At 69.4% G+C, this 17088-nt stretch carries 16 protein-coding genes; 4 read left to right on the top strand and 12 right to left on the bottom strand.

The window, feature by feature from the left end; translation table 11 throughout:
• The first annotated feature begins 27 nt into the window (after positions 1-27).
• Positions 28-1296: a hypothetical protein gene (locus D457_RS0100905; RefSeq protein WP_017578752.1), complete on the top strand. Its 1269-nt coding sequence runs from the start codon at positions 28-30 to the stop codon at positions 1294-1296.
• 77 nt (positions 1297-1373) lie between these two features.
• On the opposite strand, the gene D457_RS0100910 is transcribed toward D457_RS0100905, so the two are convergent.
• Complete coding sequence (locus tag D457_RS0100910; protein ID WP_017578753.1) at positions 1374-1769, bottom strand: DUF4229 domain-containing protein; 396 nt, start codon at positions 1767-1769, stop codon at positions 1374-1376.
• A 413-nt stretch (positions 1770-2182) separates the two neighbouring features.
• Here D457_RS0100910 and D457_RS0100915 point away from each other — a divergent pair, with 413 nt between their 5' ends.
• Positions 2183-2383, top strand: a complete 201-nt coding sequence (locus D457_RS0100915; RefSeq protein WP_026116196.1) for a BldC family transcriptional regulator — start codon at positions 2183-2185, stop codon at positions 2381-2383.
• A 114-nt stretch (positions 2384-2497) separates the two neighbouring features.
• A complete protein-coding gene (locus tag D457_RS0100920; RefSeq protein WP_017578755.1) occupies positions 2498-2854 on the top strand; it encodes a PLD nuclease N-terminal domain-containing protein in 357 nt (118 codons plus the stop codon).
• A 139-nt stretch (positions 2855-2993) separates the two neighbouring features.
• Here D457_RS0100920 and D457_RS0100925 read toward each other — a convergent pair whose 3' ends face one another.
• Positions 2994-4334 carry a pectate lyase family protein gene (locus tag D457_RS0100925; RefSeq protein ID WP_039830853.1) on the bottom strand — a complete coding sequence of 447 codons (1341 nt, stop codon included), beginning with the start codon at positions 4332-4334 and terminating at the stop codon, positions 2994-2996.
• Between the two features lie 232 nt (positions 4335-4566).
• On the opposite strand from D457_RS0100925, the gene D457_RS0100930 reads away from it, so the two are divergent.
• The gene (locus D457_RS0100930; RefSeq protein ID WP_017578757.1) at positions 4567-5562 is read left to right on the top strand and encodes a LacI family DNA-binding transcriptional regulator; all 996 of its coding nucleotides are present in this window, start codon (positions 4567-4569) and stop codon (positions 5560-5562) included.
• A 19-nt stretch (positions 5563-5581) separates the two neighbouring features.
• Here D457_RS0100930 and ccsB read toward each other — a convergent pair whose 3' ends face one another.
• The 10 genes from ccsB to D457_RS0100980 form a co-directional block, all read right to left on the bottom strand.
• Positions 5582-6577 carry a c-type cytochrome biogenesis protein CcsB gene (ccsB, locus tag D457_RS0100935; protein WP_017578758.1) on the bottom strand — a complete coding sequence of 332 codons (996 nt, stop codon included), beginning with the start codon at positions 6575-6577 and terminating at the stop codon, positions 5582-5584.
• Positions 6574-8079: a cytochrome c biogenesis protein ResB gene (resB, locus tag D457_RS0100940; RefSeq protein ID WP_239645986.1), complete on the bottom strand. Its 1506-nt coding sequence runs from the start codon at positions 8077-8079 to the stop codon at positions 6574-6576. Before resB ends, ccsB begins: the two co-directional genes overlap by 4 nt.
• A gap of 166 nt (positions 8080-8245) precedes the next feature.
• Entirely contained in the window at positions 8246-9073 is an 828-nt protein-coding gene (locus D457_RS0100945) for a cytochrome c biogenesis CcdA family protein (RefSeq protein WP_017578760.1), read from the bottom strand.
• On the bottom strand, positions 9073-9822 hold the full coding sequence (locus tag D457_RS0100950) for a TlpA family protein disulfide reductase (protein WP_239645975.1): 750 nt from the start codon (positions 9820-9822) through the stop codon (positions 9073-9075). The genes D457_RS0100945 and D457_RS0100950 overlap by 1 nt, the downstream gene beginning before the upstream one ends.
• A gap of 224 nt (positions 9823-10046) precedes the next feature.
• Positions 10047-10250, bottom strand: a complete 204-nt coding sequence (locus tag D457_RS0100955) for a helix-turn-helix domain-containing protein (protein ID WP_013155995.1) — start codon at positions 10248-10250, stop codon at positions 10047-10049.
• Between the two features lie 259 nt (positions 10251-10509).
• The gene (locus tag D457_RS0100960) at positions 10510-11307 is read right to left on the bottom strand and encodes a phosphatase (RefSeq protein WP_017578762.1); all 798 of its coding nucleotides are present in this window, start codon (positions 11305-11307) and stop codon (positions 10510-10512) included.
• Between the two features lie 184 nt (positions 11308-11491).
• Entirely contained in the window at positions 11492-12652 is a 1161-nt protein-coding gene (locus tag D457_RS0100965; protein WP_017578763.1) for an acetoin utilization protein AcuC, read from the bottom strand.
• A 198-nt stretch (positions 12653-12850) separates the two neighbouring features.
• On the bottom strand, positions 12851-14500 hold the full coding sequence (locus D457_RS0100970) for a DUF1109 domain-containing protein (RefSeq protein ID WP_017578764.1): 1650 nt from the start codon (positions 14498-14500) through the stop codon (positions 12851-12853).
• A gap of 587 nt (positions 14501-15087) precedes the next feature.
• Entirely contained in the window at positions 15088-15882 is a 795-nt protein-coding gene (gene proC / locus D457_RS0100975) for a pyrroline-5-carboxylate reductase (RefSeq protein ID WP_017578765.1), read from the bottom strand.
• Positions 15883-15998: 116 nt separating this feature from the next.
• The gene (locus D457_RS0100980; protein WP_026116200.1) at positions 15999-16937 is read right to left on the bottom strand and encodes a sugar phosphate isomerase/epimerase family protein; all 939 of its coding nucleotides are present in this window, start codon (positions 16935-16937) and stop codon (positions 15999-16001) included.
• Positions 16938-17088 lie beyond the last annotated feature (151 nt).

The following is a 17088-nucleotide window of genomic DNA, read 5'->3' on the forward strand; positions in this document are numbered from 1 at the left end:
CCCCGCCGCGTGCCCGAGGAGAGACCCGTGAAACCGGCCCGATCGTTCGTCGCCCTGACGATGAGCTCTCTGCTCCTGCTTCCGCTGGGAGTCGCGACCGCAGCACCGGCCTTCGCGGCCCCGCACGACGGTGTGGTCAGCGAGCAGCCCGTGCAGTGGACCCCCCATGTCCTGGACGGGGCGATCAAGGACATCCTCCGCATCGGCGACACCGTCGTGGTGGCCGGGGAGTTCAACCGCGTGTCCGACGCCAACGGGAACCGCACCCACAACCGGCGTAACCTGTTCGCCTTCCGGCACGGCAGCGGGGAGCTGCTGTCGAACTTCACCCCCCGGGTGGACGGCACCGTCACCTCGTTGGCGGAGGGGCCGGACGGTTCGCTGATCCTCGGCGGCCACTTCCGCCAGATCAACGGGAAGATCAGCCGGGGCCTGGCCCGGATCGACGCCGCCACCGGGCAGAACGTGCCCGGCTTCGACGCGTCCGTAGACAACGGGAACGTGTACCGGCTCGCCAGCGACGGCAGCGCCGTCTACCTCGGCGGGAACTTCCCCGGGGTGAACGGCCAGAGCCGTGCGGGACTGGCCCGGATCGACGCCACCACCGGGCAGCTGGACCCGGACTTCACCCCGACCGTCTCCGAGCAGCGCCGGGGCAGCCTGAAGGTGCAGGAGCTCGCGCTGAGCCCGGACGGGAGCCGGTTGGTCATCAACGGCACCTTCACCAAGGTCGACGGCCAGGACCGCTACCAGATCGCCATGATCGACACCGCGGCCGGAGCGCTCACGCCCTGGTCGACCTCGGCCTACGAGGCGCCCTGTGACTACTCGGCGATGCAGACGTACATGCGGCAGATGGACTTCTCCCCGGACGGCTCCTACTTCGCCGTGGTGACCGCGGGCGGTCCGCAGATGAAACCCGGCCTGTGCAAGTCCACGGCTCGCTTCGAGAACAACGACGCCGCGGACTCCGCGCCCACCTGGACCAACCTGACCGGTGGGGACTCGCTGTACTCGGTCGAGGTCACCTCGTCCGCCGTCTACGTCGGCGGCCACCAGCGCTGGATGGACAACGAGCAGGGCGCCCACCACCCGGGTCCGGGTTCGGTCGCCCGTGAGGGCATCGCCGCGGTGGACCCGCGGACCGGCCGGGCCCTGCCCTGGAACCCGGGCCGTTCGCGCGGCCACGGGGTGGAGGCCCTGCACGCGACCTCCGACGGCCTCTACGTCGGCAGCGACACCGACCGCCTGGCCGACGCCTACCACGCGCGGCTGGGCATGTTCCCAACCTCCTGAGGCCCGCGCAGCACAATCTTGACGGGGCCATGACGGGGTGGTGTCCGCCGCCGGCGGGGCCACCCCGTTCGTCATTCCTACTTCCTGGTGCCCTCGGCCTCGGGGGCTTCTTTGTCGTCCTTCTCGGCCTCCCGGGCGGGCTTCTCGCCGTTCTTCTCCGCCTCGGCGGCGGCCGCGGCCTCGGCCTCCTGCGCGCGCAGGAGCTCGTCCTGGATCTCGTCCTCCCGGGCGGCGCCGCCGACCAGGCGGCTACCCACCGCCTTGTCCTGTTTCTCGCGCTTGTTCGACCAGTCGACCACCGAGGCCGACATCTGGTCGCGCCACTTGGAAAGGAGAACGTAGGAGGCGAGACCGCTGATCACCCACGCGAGAATCAACGCGATCCACGACCGCGCGCCGAACAGGTAGACCACTCCGAAGGCGCCCGCGAAGAGCGCCAGTCGGGCGGCGGTATAGGTCAGCCAGCTACGCATCAAAAAGCCTCACAACAGACGTTTACCTGCACTAGATTGGGCAGCGCACCCATCCACGCACGTTCACGCACGTGGGCGGCCGAGTCGTGTGACAGCGATCGAAGGGGTGGCGTCCCGCATCAGGCAGCCTTACCTCCAGGTTAAGGGCGTGTCCGCGCGGGTGCGCACCAGGGCGGGGTGTGTCCCTCCGCAGGCCAGGCAGGGCACGATCGGCATCGGATTCAGATAGTCATGGGATGTTTCCAATCCCGACAGCAGGGCCTGAACATCACGTTCCGATCACATATCTCCCACTCATCCCCCGAACACCGCAATTTCTCCGAAAACTAGGGAGGAAACGGACCAACTCGTGCACACTAGGGGATCAAACGCCCGCCGCCCCCTCAGTCCAGGCGGGCACGATTAGGGGGAATGTGAAGGTGGAACGAGCAAGCGAACGCCTGTTGACCCCCGGGGAAGTGGCCTCACTCTTCCGGGTTGATCCCAAGACCGTCACGCGCTGGGCCGCCTCCGGGCGGATCAGCAGCATTCGGACCCCCGGCGGACACCGCCGTTTCCGGGAGTCCGAGGTACGCGCCCTGCTGCTCGGGGAACCGAGCGAGAGCACTACCTGACACACGTTCAGCACGCCCTCTACGGCCCCGGGCCCGAAGATCCGCGGGGTCTCCCGCACCCCTGGGCCGGTGTCCCCGGCCGTGAGGAGTCGACAGCAAGAGTAGGCTGGAACCATGGTGTGGCTCAGTGGCCTGATCGGACTGGTATCGGTCGTTCTATGGGTGTACGCGTTCTTCGACGCGCTCACCACCCCTGCCCAGGAGGCCCGCAACCTCCCGAAAGTGCTGTGGCTGGTCGTCATCGCGCTGTTCATGCCAGTGGGATCGATCCTGTGGCTCTTCCTCGGCCGCCCTCGCAAGCCCGCCTCCGTCCTGGGCAACGCGTCCTCTCCGGCTGAGGCCGCGGCGTCCATCGACGACCTTGACCCGTCAGACTTCGCCAAGCCTTCCGACAGCCCGCACCCGCTGGGCCCGGACGACGATCCCGACTTCCTCCGGAACATCAACCGGCGGATTGACCCGGAGGACTGACCCGCGGGCCGGGGCCGCACTGCGGTTCGCGGTGGTCGGCAGCAGACAGACATGACGGTGGGGCCGTACCCGGGGACACAGGGGTACGGCCCCACCGCTGTTTCCGGCCGCTCCGCCGGAATCCCGTACCGGCGGCCGCCTACAGGCGCCCGCTGCCCACCTCACGCGGCAGCCCGCGCACCGCGTGCACCGGCTCCACCTCGGCGGTGAACTGCGGCACCCAAGTGAGTTCGGTGCCCAGCGTCCGGTCCGGGAACAGCGCGTTGTGCTCGGCGACTAGGTCGACCGGGGCCAGTCGGCCCTTGCCCTCGCTCATCAGCACGTTGCCCTGCTCCACGATGTCCGTGCCGCCCCAGTTGTAGAGCAACTCACCGGCGCCGATCCCGTCGTGCAGGTCGAAGATGTTGTTCTCCGCGTACAGGTGCGACTCCCTTCCCACGCCCAGGCTGTAGCCGAAGTGCTCCGGGTCGCGGACCGTGTAGTAGTTGTTGTGCACGTGCACCTGGCCGTAGCGCACCCGGGGCATGCGCTCCCCCAGCCCGTCGAAGTGATTGTGCCGCCAGGTCACCCGCAGGTAGCCCCGGTCGGTGGTCCGGCCGTCGCTGTTGCCGAGCAGCAGCGCCTTGTCCCGCCCCTCGAAGTGGTTCCGGGAGACCGTGACCAGGTCGGCCTCCCGCACGATGTCCAGCAGACCGTCGTGCACCTCGTACTTGCGGCCGAAGTACTCGGGCAGCTCCGTGCCAGGGTTGTCCCCGTCGTCGAAGGTGTTGTGGTCCACCCACACGTTGGTCGCTCCGGAGACCTCCACCTGGTCGTACTCGGAGTTCCAGTTGCCGCTGTCGCCGTCGCCGGGGTCCCAGCCCGGGAAGCAGTCGTGGGTGTCGGAGAAGGTGAGGTTGCGCAGGATGACGTTGTCGACGTCGCGCACCCGCAGGTTCACGCCGGTCAGGACGGCGTCGTCGCCCAGGCCCAGGACCGTGGTGTTGGAGCCGACCTCCACCCTGATCTGTTCGGCCTGCACGGCGGCCGAGGCCAGCCGGGCGTCCTCCAACGGGCCCTCCACGTCCTCCCAGCCCCAGACCTCGGGGTCGTAGGTCTGGAGGTACTCCTCCAGCGTGTACCCGTCCACAGCGTAGTCCGCGCAGGTCAGCGGGGTTCCGTCCGCGGTGGTGTTGGCGTCGATGGTGCCTTTGACGTAGACGATCCTGGGCGTGTCCTCGTCCTTGCCGCCGACCGCCGCGCGGAAGTCCTCGAAGGTGGAGACCACGTGGACGTCCTCCGGGGCGGCCTCGGAACCGCCCGTGGTTCCGTATCCGGCCGAGCCCCAGCCGTCGCCCTCGGGCAGGGTCTGGCGGCCGATGCCGCGGGGGTCGGGATCGGGTTCGGCCGCGGCGGGGGTGAAGGAGGTGGCGGCCAGCAGGACCGACGCGGCCAAGGCCAATGCCAGGACAGGGGCCGGGCGCGGGATGGACCTACGCATGGGGGTTGCTCCTCGGGGATCGGGGGGACATGGGGATCCGACGACAAACGTTTGCAAGAATCTCTCTGATCCACCCGAGAGCGTCAACCCTCCTCGGCGAAGTTCCTGCCGGAAAACCCTGGAAAAGCGGGCCTTCGATAGGACAGGATGACAAAAGCGGCAGACGCGAAACTGATTCTGTACAGCAAACGGTTGCTGCAACAGCAATGCACCAGCGGAACGGAGAACACGGGTGGCCGTCACCATCAGGGACGTGGCACGGGTGAGCGGGGTCCACGTCTCCACGGTCTCGCGGGCCTTCACCGCGGCTCACCTGGTCAACCCCGAGACCCGCGCCCGGATCCTGGCCGCCGCGGAGGAGCTCGGCTACCGGCCCAACCGGGCCGCCCGGGCCCTGTCCACCCGGCGGACCGGCAACCTCGGCCTGATCGTCGCCGACATCGCCAACCCCTTCTTCCCCCCGCTGCTCAAGGCCGCCCAGGCCCAGGCCCGCGCCCGCGACTACCACGTGTTCATCGCCGACACCGACGAACAGTCCCGGGTGGAGGAGGAACTGGTCCGCTCGATGGCCAAGCAGGTGGACGGCGCCGTCCTGGTCGCGCCCCGGCTGACCAACACCGCCATCACCGCGCTCGCCGAGGAGATTCCGCTGGTCGTGGTCAACCGGCGGCTGCCGGGCGTGCCCGGGGTGCTGATGGACGTCGGGTCGGGCGCCCGCCGGGCCTTAGAGCACCTGCTCGGCCTCGGGCACCGCGAGGTCGCGCTGGTGAGCGGTCCCGGCCGTGCCTGGACCAGCGGGGAGATCGAGCGCGCCGCCGCACGCGTCGCCGACGACCACGGGGTGCTGATCCAGCGGATCGGCCCCAACCCGCCCACCGAGGAGGGCGGGCGCGCCGCCGCCGAGGAGGTCGCGGCCTGCGGGGCCACCGCCGTCCTGGCCCACAACGACCTCGTGGCCTTCGGACTGATCCGCCGGTTGGCCGAGCTCGGGCTAAGCGTTCCGGGCGACCTCAGCGTGGTCGGCGTGGACGACAGCCACCTGGCCCGCTACGCCTCCCCGGCCCTGACCACGGTGCGCATGCCGGTGGCCGAGGCCGGGCGCGGGGCGGTCGACCTGCTGCTCCGGGCGGTGGCCTCCGGCGGTTCCGCGGGCACGGTGTCCCTGGAGACGTCCCTGGTCGTGCGTGACTCGGCCGCGCCCCCCAAAACGGGAAGCGCGGCCGAGTAAGTCGAACGAGGAAACGGGACTACGCGTAGCTGTGGAGCCCGCTGAACATGTAGTTCACCGCGAAGAAGTTGAACATGACGGTCAGGAAGCCGATCACGTTGATCCACGTCGCCTTGGGACCGCGCCAGCCGCCGGTGGCCCGGGCGTGCAGGTAGGCCGCGTAGATAACCCAGGAGATGAAGGACCAGACTTCCTTAGGGTCCCAACCCCAGAACCGGCCCCAGGCCTCGTCCGCCCAGACGGCGCCAGCGATGACGCCGAAGGTCCACAGGGGGAAGGCGAAGAGGATGAAGCGGTGCGAGATGCGGTCGAGCAGCTCGGAGCTGGGCAGGCGGCCGGCGATACCGGCGACCTTCTCGCCCAGGGCCCTCTTCGCCTCGGCCCGGTGCGCCACCAGGTAGGTGATGCCCGCGACGCCGGAGACCATGAACGCGCCACCCGCGATGATCACGGCGGTGACGTGGATGGGCACCCAGTAGGAGTGCAGGGCCGGGATCAGCGGCCCCGGGTCGACGTACAGCCAGCGCACGCCGATGCCCAGCAGGATCAGCACCGGAACCAGGACGAAGGCGCCGAGGAAGCGGGCCTGGTAACGCCAGGCGGCGTAGAGCAGACCGCCGACGGCCACCAGGCACATCGCCACGATGAACTCGAACATGTTGCCCCAGGGCCAACGGCCGGCGGCCAGCCCTCGGGTGATGATCTGGGCCAGACCGAGCAGGAAGCCGAGCGTGGTCACGGCCAGGGCGATCGTGCCGAGCACGCTCTGTGAGGCCTGGGCCTCGCCCTCGGTGGTGCGGACGTTGACCTCGATGCCGGCGTCGTCCGCGCTCTCAGCGGCCCCGGCGCCCACGGGCATGAGCCTCCCGGCCCGGAGCTTGGTGCGTTGTCCGTAGGCGGCCTCGATGGCGAAGAGGAACAGTGCGGCCGCGTACGTCACGATCATCGCGATGATCAGCGTGTCACTGGCCGACGCCATCGTCTCGTCCACCGGTCCGGCGAGTGTGTACGTCACCGGTCACTCCCTTTTGTCGTCGACTCTGACGGGTCGGATGGTGTGTGGGGGTCGTCGTCCGACTCGTTCCGGAGCCGTCCGGCTAGCTGCTTGGTGATCTCGTGGAACTCGGCGTTGTCCCCGGCCACCTCGGTCTTGCCGAGTCCGGCCAGTTCGACGCGGGTGCGTCCGTCCTCGCCCTTCGTGGCGCGCACCCACACCCGGCGGGGGCGCACGAACAGGGTGAGGAGCAGACCGGCGACGGCCGCGGTGGCCGCGCCCAGGGCCGGGAGGCGGGCGCCGTCCCGATTGGACTGGAGGGTGGCGTACTGCTTGTAGCCGGTGAAGGTGACCGAACCTGCCTCGTCCGGCAGTTCCCAGGTGTCGCCGACGGCCATCACGGGGGACTCGCCGAGGTGCTCCATGTTGGCGGTCCGCAGCTGGTAGACCGACTGCGGGTCGACCATGCCCAGGTCGCCCTGGTAGGCCTCCAGGGTCACCATGGGGTTCTCCGGGCCGGGGAAGGACGAGACCAGCTCGCCCTCGTTGTCCTCCATCGCGGTGGGCAGGAAGACCCCGACGAAACCGAGCTCCTCGCCGCCGGTGTCCGGGACCTTGAGGACGCCGTCGGAGGTGTAGCTCATGGTGTCCCGGTGCAGGAACGGTACCGCCTGGTCGAAGACGAGGTCTCCGTCGGCGTTGCGGACCTGGAACTCCGGGGCGTAGCCGTGGCCCAGCAGGTAGACCTGGACGCCGTCCACGCTCAGCGGGTGGTTGACCTCCAGTGTGTGCTGCTGTTCCTCGGCCTCGGGAGATTCCTTGTAGGTGACCTCGGCGACGTAGGACTCGGCCTGCCCGCGCAGGTTGCCCTCGCTGATGAAGTTGGCCTGGAAGCTGTCCAGGTGCATCGTGAAGGGCGCGAACTGGTCGGTGTCGGTCCAGTGCCCGGGGTAGATGGCGTCGTAGGACGGCAGGGTGTTGGCGAAGCCGTCGCCCTCGACGATGAGCATGTTGCCGCGGTAGCCGAAGAAAGCGCCCGCGGCCAGGGCGAGCAGCAGGGCCAGGAGCGCGAGATGGAACAGCACGTTCCCGACCTCGCGCAGGTAGCCGGTCTCGGCGGAGACCGAATCGCCGTACTTCTCGACCCGGTACCCCTTGAGGACCTTGCGGGCCTGCTCCAGCGCGGTCTCGGGGGCGGCGTCGGTGCTGAACCGGGCCACGTAGGGCATCCGGCCCAGGTTGCGCGGGGTGGCCACGGGGCGCGCCCGCACCGCCTTGGCGTGCACCAGGGCACGCGGGATCACGCACCCGGCCAGGGACACGAAGAGCAGCAGGTAGATCGCGGCGTACCAGGGCGAGGAGAAGACGTCGAAGAGGTAGAAGCGGTCCAGCCAGGGCGCCAGTTCCGGGTTCTCCCGGAAGTAGGTGGCCACCTCGTCGACACTGACCACGTTCTGCGGCAGGATCGAGCCGGGGATGGCGCCGACCGCCAGCAGGAACAGCAGGATCAGTGCGGTGCGCATCGAGGTGAGGGTGCGCCAGATCCAGCGCCCCCAGCCCGCGGGGCCCAATCCCCTGGAGCTCGGCCCCTTGGAGCTCGGCCCCTTGGGGTCCGCCGCTGCGGGTTCGGCGTCGGAGGTCCGGCCCCCGGTCGTGTGGTCCGGGTTCCCGGACGTGCTCGTGGTCAAGTCAGATCACCGTCGTGAAGTTGGCGGCCCAGCCCTGCATGGCGATGGTCATCTGCGTCCAGAGGCCGGTGACCATGGCCAGGCCGACGAGGACGAGCATGACGCCGCCGATCATCGTGACGGTCCGGGTGTGGCGCTTGAGCCACCCGAACGCGTTCAGCGCCCGCCGGTAGAGCAGCGAGGCGACGATGAACGGCAGGCCCAGTCCGATGCAGTAGATGAGGGACAGGAGCATCCCCCGGCCCGCACCGCCCTCGATGAAGGCGAGGGTCTGAACGGCGGCCAGGGTCGGTCCGATGCACGGGGTCCAGCCCAGGCCGAACAGAACGCCGAGCAGGGGCGCCCCGGCCAGTCCGGCGCGGGGCAGGCGGTGGAAACGGAACTCGCGGCCGAACCCCGGCATGAAACCCATGAAGGCCAGGCCGAGGACGATCGTGAGCGCACCGAGCACCCGGGTGATGGGGTCGGTGTAGTCCATGAGGATGTCGCCGAGCCAGCCGATGAACCCGCCCACGGCGATGAACACGAGGCTGAACCCGGCGATGAACAGGATGCTGCCGGTGACCATGGTCCAGCGGCGCTGGGCAAGCTCGGCGTCGATGTCGGCGACCGTGCTGGTCGCGGTGCCGCCCTCGCCGCCTTCGCCCTTAGCCGCGGCGGCCTGGCGCTCACGCACGTGGGAGCCGCTCATGCCGGACACGTAGGACAGGTAGCCGGGCACCAGGGGGAGCACGCACGGGGAGAGGAAGGAGACCAGGCCAGCGGCCAGGGCCAGGGGTGCGGCGAGCAGGAGGGAACCGGTCAGGACGGTGGTGCCGATCGGATCCATCAGCCGTCGTCCCCGTCCGCGTCGGCGTCGTCGCTGTCGGGGTCGTCGGCCTCAGCGTCCGCTTCGGCGTCCTCCGGGTCCTCAGCGCCCTCGCCGTAGCCCTCTTCCTCGGAGACGCGGGGACGGTCCTCGGGGTCACCGAAGTCGAACTCCACCACCAGCGGGTCGAGGAGGCCGGTGAGCTGCCCGTAAGTGGTGGGGCCGATGACGCGGGCGGCGATGTTGCCGTCGGGGTCGATGACCAGGGTGCTGGGGATCGCGCGCGGCGGGACCGTGTCACGGAACGCCTGCGGGATCTCGCCGGGCTGGTCGTACAGGCTCGGGTAGAGCACGCCCTTGCTGTTCGTGTAGGCGATCGCGGCGGTCTCGTTGTCCTTGATGTTCACACCGAGGAAGTCCACGCCGAGGTCGCCGTACTCGGCGTGCACCTCGTCAAGGACGGGCTGCTCGGCGCGGCAGGGGCCGCACCAGCTAGCCCACACGTTGAGTACGAGGATCTCGCCCTCGTAGTCGCTCAGGGAGAGCGCGTCACCGTCGAAGGTGGTCCCGGTGACCTCCGGGGCCGCATCGCGCTCCCCCGTCTCAAAGACGGTGGCGCTGCCGTCGCCGGAGATGAACCGATCCTCCTCGCCGCCGGTCTGGATCTCGGTGCCCCCGGCGCATGCCGACAGGGCGAGGACGGCGGCCAGCGCGGCCGACAGGCGCGGCACGGCACGGCGGCGTCGCGTACCTGTGCTGGTACTGGGCATCGAGGGGACCTCGCGAACCGGGTGTGAACAGGGCGGACTACAACAACGACAAAGTGTAGTAGATACCCTGGAGCACCCTCCGGCGCCCCGACGCAAGTCAGGGAGTGATGCTCGGCGAGGTGAGAGTTTCCCGGTGGGGGCGATGCTGGGGAATCATCGCCCCCGGGTTGTCGGCGGACCGGGCGCTGGGCGTGTCGCCCCCGCACCCGGGTCCGGCCTGGCCGTCAACCAGCCTCGACGAAAGCCTCGCGGAGGTAGTCGTGCACGGCACGTTCGGGGACCCGGTAGGAACGCCCCACACGAATCGCGGGGAGAACTCCCGAGTGCACCATTCGGTAAACGGTCATCTTGGACACACGCATGATCGTGGCGACCTCCGCCACGGTCAGGAACCTGACCTCTTCGAGAGGCGGCTTGCTCCCGTTCATCTTCCGACGCCCTCATTCCCGGACGTGAGCATTTGTCTACCCTTCAGCCCTGGCGTGCCGGGCGGTGGTCGAGCGACCCCGGAAAACCTGCACTCGTCCCACCGACACGCCAGCGTGTCATGCTGTCACTGCTGACACGTCCGTTTTCAGAGTAGAGCCGAGTTCCCTTCTACGGAAGGTCGTTTGTGCTGTCTTCCGGGCTATGCGTTGACTAAGGGTCAGATGAGGTTTAACGGTGGGTATAAATGGTCGACCCTGCTCAAAGAAGGCCCGCTCTGGCCAGAACGTAGTCGCGCAGCGGGGCGTAGTCCTCCGGCAGATAACCGTCGTCCAAAGGCACCGTGACCAGTAGTTTCCCCTCGTGTTCGGCGAGGAACAGAGCGGGGTCGTTGCAGTCGGCGAAGCCCACCGTGGGAACCCCTGCCTCCCCCGCCGCACCCGCGTACCCGTGGTCGGCGATGACCAACTGCGGCCATGGCTCGCCCCGCCCGGAGAGCTCGCCGAGGATGGCCCGCATGGCGAAGGGGTGGTGGCTGTGCCGGGGCAGGTGCCCGTCCGTCACCAGGGCGACGTCGCCCTTCCACACCACGATCCGGCGGTTGGGTGGCCGTTCCGTGGTCACCTCGTAGGAATATCCGCCCGCCGCGGTGACCACCGTGCAGCCGCAGCGGACCAGGGCGTCCTTCCAGGCCTGGTAGGTCTCCAGGAGGTTGCGGGGGTGGCCGGTGGCGAACATGACGCTCTCCCGGCGCTCGGCCGCCAGCGCCAGCCGGTCGGCGAGGGCCTCCAGCGCGTCGATGGTCAGGTCGGGGTCGATCGTGTCGATCCCCCAGACGTACTCCTCGTCGCCCACCACACCGCAGCGCTTGCTCATCAGGGAGAGGACCTCGGAGAAGGTCCAGTCGTGCGAGAAGGTCAGCCCGAACTGGTGGTACGGGTCCTTCTGTACGAGCCTCCGGTAGTGACGCAGGTTGTTCTGCCGTGGGGTGTCGACGTGCCCCGCGATTCCCGTGCGAACCAGATAGGTGATGAGTTCAGCGCGTGTCGGCGGCGTCACCTGCGTTCCCCTTCCTCCTCTGCGCGGCGAGCATGCGAAACGCCGCGCGACCACCACGACGTCGGCTCCTGTTCGCCCGGTATTCATCCTCTTCCTACCCGCTGAACGCGCGCCACTCGGTAATCGAGGAGATTTCACCGGGGTGTGATCAGAGCGGGGTGCTGCGAAGAGGAAAGAGTCGGGGTCAGAGGGTGGGGTCGATCCCGTGGCTCGGGAAGACAGCGGTTCGGGTGGCGTGAATGGCCCGGTCGACCGGGTCGCCGGGGTCGTAGCCCTGCTCGAACGGGGTGAAAGAGACCTCGCGGCCGTCAGTCATGTAGAGCGGGGCCAGCTCGCCGGTGCGCCGGCGCACGAAGTCGCGCCATCCCTGCGGGGTCTCGCGGTCCGGGTCGATGGGCGCGCCCGCAGCCTCGGCCAGCAGGTGGGTCCAGGCCCGAGGCACCACGTGGACGAGGCCGTAGCCACCGCCTCCGAACAGCAGCCAGCGGCCGCCCGCGGTCTTGCGCGCCAGCTTGTGCAGCTCCTCGTAGGCCCGGCGCTGGCCGTCCACGCTGAGTGTGAGGTTGGCCAGAGGGTCGAGGGCGTGGGTGTCACAGCCCTGCTGGGTCACCAGGATCTCGGGTTGGAACTCGTGCAGCAGCGGTGGGACGACCGCGTCGAAGGCGCGGTGCCAGCCGGTGTCGCCGGTCCCGGCGGGCAGGGCGACGTTGACCGCGTACCCCTCCGCCTTCGGGCCGCCGACCTCCGAGGCGTGCCCGGTACCGGGGAACAGGGTCACCGGTGACTCGTGGAGGCTGATGGTCAGTACCCGGGGGTCGTCGTAGAAGGCGTTCTGGACGCCGTCGCCGTGGTGGACGTCGATGTCGACGTAGGCGACGCGCTTGGCGCCCTGCTCCAGGAGCCAGGCGATGGCCAGCGCCGGGTCGTTGTAGACGCAAAAGCCCCACGCGTTGCCGTGCATGGCGTGGTGGAGGCCGCCCGCGATGTTGGCGGCGTGCGCGCTCTGCCCGGTCCACACGGCCTTCGCGGCGGCCACCGAGGCGCCGGAGATCAGCGCGGAGGCCTCGTGCATGTCGCGGAACACGGGGTTGTCCAGGGTCCCGAGCATGTGGGTGTCGTCGGGCTCCAGGGTCCGGCCGGCCCGTTTGACCGCCTTGATGTAGGCGGGGTCGTGCACCAGGGAGAGGAGTTCGTCGGAGGCGGGCTCGACCTCCAGGAGATCGACCCCCGGCCTGTCGAAGACGCCGAGTTCACGGCTGAGCGCCATGGTCAGCTCGACTCGGATCGGCGCCATCGGGTGCTGCGGCCCGAAGTCGTAGGCGGTGAGTCCGTCGTCCCATGCCACCCGAAGCGAGCAGGACGTGCGCCCTCCCATGTGGTGACCCCCGTTTCAGGTGTGCGTGCTCCGAAGCACACAGTACGCAAGGCCGGCCCCCGGACAGAACTCCGGGTCCGCAGTGAACGGAAAAGGCCCCGGCCCCGGAGGGTGGTTCCTCCGAGGCCGGGGTGGGAGACGGACAGCACTGCCGCGGCAGCAGGCGCCCTAGTTCTCCACTCGGAAGTAGCAGTTCTCGTAGGTTTCGCCAGCCTTCAGGTCCACGTTGCCGGTGATGGGCTGACCGAAGAGGCTATCGGTGAAGGTGACCATCAGCCGGTACTTGCCCGGGTCCAGCTTGATCTCCATGACGTCGCCATCGTCGAAACAGGAGTTGCCCGTGGGCGGCGAACTGTAGACCTCGCAGTCCTCGCAGGCGTCGACGAACTCCTCACCGTGGACCGCGTCGGGGCCCACATACATGAAGTGCATCTCCCCCGGCGAGTTGTTGGTGAACTTGAGGGTGACCTTGTCTCCGTTGCCCGTGCTGAAGGGGGACAGGTCGAGTTCGGTTTCTCCGAAGAGGGTCTGCCGGTCCATCTCCTGCTCGATGTACCCGGCGCCGATGTGCTTGGTCAGGTCCTCGACGTCATCGGCCTCGTGGTCGGGGTAACTGGCCTCGAGGTACTCGACGGTCTGTTCGGCGTCCTCGACGTCACCGGCGTCGAGATGAGCCCAGCCGCAGTTGAGGATCGAGTCCGGGTGTTCCTCTTCGATGCGCTCACCGAGCTCGGGAGCGGCGTCCCAGCTGAAGTCCTCGTCAGCGAAGAACCCGATCTTGAAGGAGGCGACGCACCAGTTCTCGTCGGCGTAGTCAGCGGTGGCCTCGTTGTAGAAATCGACCAGGGCGGTGGGCATGTCCGCGTCCAGGGGGGCGTCGGAGAACTCCTCCGCGACGAATTCGTAGGCCGCCAGCGCCCCCTCATAGGCCACCATCGCCTCGTCGAAGGCCGCCTTCGCCTCATCCTGGTTGACCTGCTGTTGCTCCTGCTCGTCCGGGTCTGCGGGAACCCACTCGAACATGTATTCGTCGAAGCTTCCCCCCAACTCCTCGAAGAGGTCCTCCGCCTCGGCGAAGAGCTCCTCCGCCTCGGCGGCGAGCTGGGCGGCGTAGTCGAAGTTCACCTGGGCGACGCTGCCGTCAGTGTCCTCCCAGCGGGAGGCGTCGTGCGCGAAGTACTTGCTGTAGGACTCGATCGCGTGGTCGTAGTTCTCGCTCTTCACGTCGCGCTGGGCACGGGCCAGCATCTGGCAGGCCTCGCTGCCAGCACGGGCCTTGTTCATCAGCGACGGCGACATGGAGAGCTGGAAGCCGCTCTCGACCTGGCCGTAGACGTCGATCGCGGTGTCGCAGTCGCCCCGGGCGTGCGCGGCGTCGGCGACCCGCAGGCGCCACTCGCCGGTCTGCCACACGCCGACGAGCGAGAGGATCATGACCACGACGAGACAGGCCGCCAGGACGACCGGCTTCCCCTTGACCGCGGGCTGTTCGCCCCGGACCAGGAGGCGGCGTTCGTGCTGGCGGCCCGCGAAGAGGCCGATCACGACGGTGAGCAGGACCCAGGCCAGCAGGGCCGGGGCCCAGGTGAGCAGGTTGTCGGCGGCGCCCATGATGGCGGCGGTGACCAGCAGGCCGATGGTGACGGCCAGGTTGATCCCGAAGAACACCCAGCTGCGCAGGTGGAAGAAGCCCGCGCCGACACCGGACAGGTTCAGCAGCGCGACGCGCCGCCCCACCTTGGACTTGAAGAGGCCGAGCGGGGGCAGGGGCGGCGGGCCGCTGAACTGGCCGGGGCCGCCGGGACCGCCGGGAGGCATCCCACCAGGGGGCATTCCACCGGGCGGCATGCCGCCGGGGGGCGGCGGGCCGAAGGGCGGGTTGCCGCCCGACGGGGTGCCGCCGGGAGGGGGCGGGCCGAACTGGCCGGGGCCGCCCGGGCCGCCGGGAGGCGGGCCACCTGGACCACCAGGGGGCGGACCAGCAGGGCCACCAGGAGGCGGGCCGCCAGCGGGACCACCAGGAGGCGGGCCTCCCGGGGGTGGGCCGAGTGGCCGCTGGCCACCGGAGGGCGGACCGAATGGCGGCTGGCCGCCGGAGGGGTTCTGCGCGACCGGGTTGCCTCCCGCGGGAGAACCCCCAACGGGATTCTGCGGGCCGCTCGGAGCAGGAGGAGGCGTCGCGGATCCGGGCTGGCCGGGGAAGTTGGACGGGTCCGAAGGGGGTTGAGGATTAGTCATGGGGCCCCGGAATCAGTAAAGAGGGGAACACGTACACAGCGGGAGGGGGAAAGAGGGGCACAACCCTCTTATCCCGACTTTATTCACCAGGTACGACGCTCCGTCCGGGACCCCTGACTAACCGGAACGGGAATTGAATGCGTGATATGTGTCACACGCCCCGCAGGTCAGCTCTCGGAGAGCGCCCGGCTCCGGTCCCGAGCCGCCTCGATGGCATCCGTGAAGGCGGTCCGCACTCCGTGTCGCTCCAGCTCACGCAGGGCAGCGGCAGTGGTCCCGCCCGGCGAGGTGACGGCTTCGCGCAGCACCACCGGGTGTTCCCCCGAACCGTCGAGCATGGCCGCGGCGCCGGTGATCGTCTGCCCGACGAGCCGCTGCGCTGTGACACGAGGCATACCCATCGCGACACCGGCCTCGATCATGGTCTCGGCGATGAAGTAGACGTAGGCCGGTCCGCTGCCGGAGATGGCGGTGACCGTGTCCATGTGCTGTTCGCCGACCCGCAGCACCTCGCCGACCGTGCCCAGGAGTTCCTCTGCGCGGTCCAGGTGCGCGGCCTCGGTGTGCGCGCCGCCGGAGACGGCGGTCATCCCCTTGCCCATGAGCGCCGGGGTGTTGGGCATCGCGCGCACGACCGGCACTCCGGAGGGCAGGTGGCTCTCCAGGACGACCGTGGTCAGTCCGGCGGCCACCGAGATGACCAGGTGGCCCCGGGTCAGGTGCGGGGCGATGTCGTCCAGCAGGGCGAGCATGTCCTGCGGCTTGAGAGCCAGCAGCAGAGTGTCCGCGCGCTTGGCGGCGTCCGCCGCCGGGACCGTCTCGACCCCGTAGCGGCCGCGCAGCTCCGCCGCGTGTTCCGCACGCGGCTCGGTGACGAGCACGTCCTCCGGAGCGTGGCCCTTGGCCAGTAGTCCGGCGAGCAGTGCCTCGCCCATCTTTCCTGCGCCGATGATCGCGATCATGAAAAGGGGTCCTCTCTGCGAGTCCCCTCCACGCTAGTCGCCCGTGAGCTCCCGAACGGACCGGTTGTCTCACTCGGCGGACAGTCGGCGGCGGAGCCGGGCCCGCGCCCGGACCATCAGCCCTTGTCGGCCGAACCCTCGTCGTCGACCGATCCTTTGGGGTCCACCGAGAAACGCCGGGGCGGGGCCTGGGGGCGCCTGCGCAGCAGGGCGATGCGCTCACGGCGGCCCAGCCGGGGTTCGGAGGTGGGCGGTCCCTGCGCGAAGTGCAGCCGGGTGAATGCCAGCGCCTCGGCGAGTTCGCGCATGCGCGCCTGGCGGTCGGCGGCCTTGCGGGTGCTCACCTCCAGGACCAGTTGCCCCTCGTAGCCACTGCCCGCGAGGTGTTCGAGCAGCTCGGCGACGGGCTGGCTGCCGCGGCCGGGGATGAGGTGTTCGTCGAGGTTCTGGCCGCCGAAACCGTCGGTGACGTGCACGTGGGAGAGGCGGCTGCCCAGCCGCTTGGCCATGTCCATCGCGTCGGAGCCGGACATGGCGGTGTGCGAGAGGTCGAGGGTGACGTCCGGGTAGTCGCGGTCGAGCGGGTTCCAGCTCGGCGCGTAGGGGACGACCTCGCGGTCGCGGACCCGCACCGGATACATGTTCTCGACGGCGAAGACCACGTCGGTCTCCTCCTGCATGCGGGCGACGCCGTTCTCGAAGTCGCGGGCGTACTCGCGCTGCCAGCGGAAGGCCGGGTGCACCACGACCGTCTTGGCGCCCAGGGCCTCGGCCATCTCCTTGGAGCGGACGAGCTTGCCCCAGGGCTCACGGCCCCACACGCGCTGGGTCAGCACGAGGCAGGGCGAGTGGACGGCGGTGACGGGCATCTGGTGGTAGTCCGAGAGGCGCCGGAGGAGTTCGATGTCCTGGCTGGCCGGGTCGGAGGAGACGAGGACCTCAACGCCGTCGTACCCCAGCTTCGCGGCGATCTCGAAGGCGGCCGGGGTCTTCTCCGGGTAGACCGACGCCGAGGAGAGGACCACGGGCGCGTCTGGGACCTGGATAGGGCTCACGTGACCCAGACTATGCGCTCCGCGGCGTTTCGGGGCGCCCGCCCGGGTGAACGCGGCGTGGCGGATGCCCCCTCCGGACAGCTCCGCGGGCCCCTTGCGACAGGGGGACGGCCGCTCCCCCGGGTGCTCCGGGAGAAGCGGCCGTCGAAAG

Origin of the sequence: Nocardiopsis valliformis DSM 45023 (genome assembly GCF_000340985.1) — a bacterium.
Taxonomy (GTDB): domain Bacteria; phylum Actinomycetota; class Actinomycetes; order Streptosporangiales; family Streptosporangiaceae; genus Nocardiopsis; species Nocardiopsis exhalans.

What these genes read in the sequence shown, in the direction of transcription:
- D457_RS0100950 (WP_239645975.1), bottom strand. Translation starts at nt 9,822, where the DNA reads ATGCCCAGTACCAGCACAGGTACGCGACGCCGCCGTGCCGTGCCGCGC.
- resB (WP_239645986.1), bottom strand. Translation starts at nt 8,079, where the DNA reads ATGCGCACCGCACTGATCCTGCTGTTCCTGCTGGCGGTCGGCGCCATC.
- proC (WP_017578765.1), bottom strand. Translation starts at nt 15,882, where the DNA reads ATGATCGCGATCATCGGCGCAGGAAAGATGGGCGAGGCACTGCTCGCC.
- D457_RS0100925 (WP_039830853.1), bottom strand. Translation starts at nt 4,334, where the DNA reads ATGCGTAGGTCCATCCCGCGCCCGGCCCCTGTCCTGGCATTGGCCTTG.
- D457_RS0100910 (WP_017578753.1), bottom strand. Translation starts at nt 1,769, where the DNA reads ATGCGTAGCTGGCTGACCTATACCGCCGCCCGACTGGCGCTCTTCGCG.
- D457_RS0100970 (WP_017578764.1), bottom strand. Translation starts at nt 14,500, where the DNA reads ATGCCTCCCGGCGGTCCCGGCGGCCCCGGCCAGTTCAGCGGCCCGCCG.
- D457_RS0100945 (WP_017578760.1), bottom strand. Translation starts at nt 9,073, where the DNA reads ATGGATCCGATCGGCACCACCGTCCTGACCGGTTCCCTCCTGCTCGCC.
- D457_RS0100955 (WP_013155995.1), bottom strand. Translation starts at nt 10,250, where the DNA reads ATGAACGGGAGCAAGCCGCCTCTCGAAGAGGTCAGGTTCCTGACCGTG.
- D457_RS0100920 (WP_017578755.1), top strand. Translation starts at nt 2,498, where the DNA reads ATGGTGTGGCTCAGTGGCCTGATCGGACTGGTATCGGTCGTTCTATGG.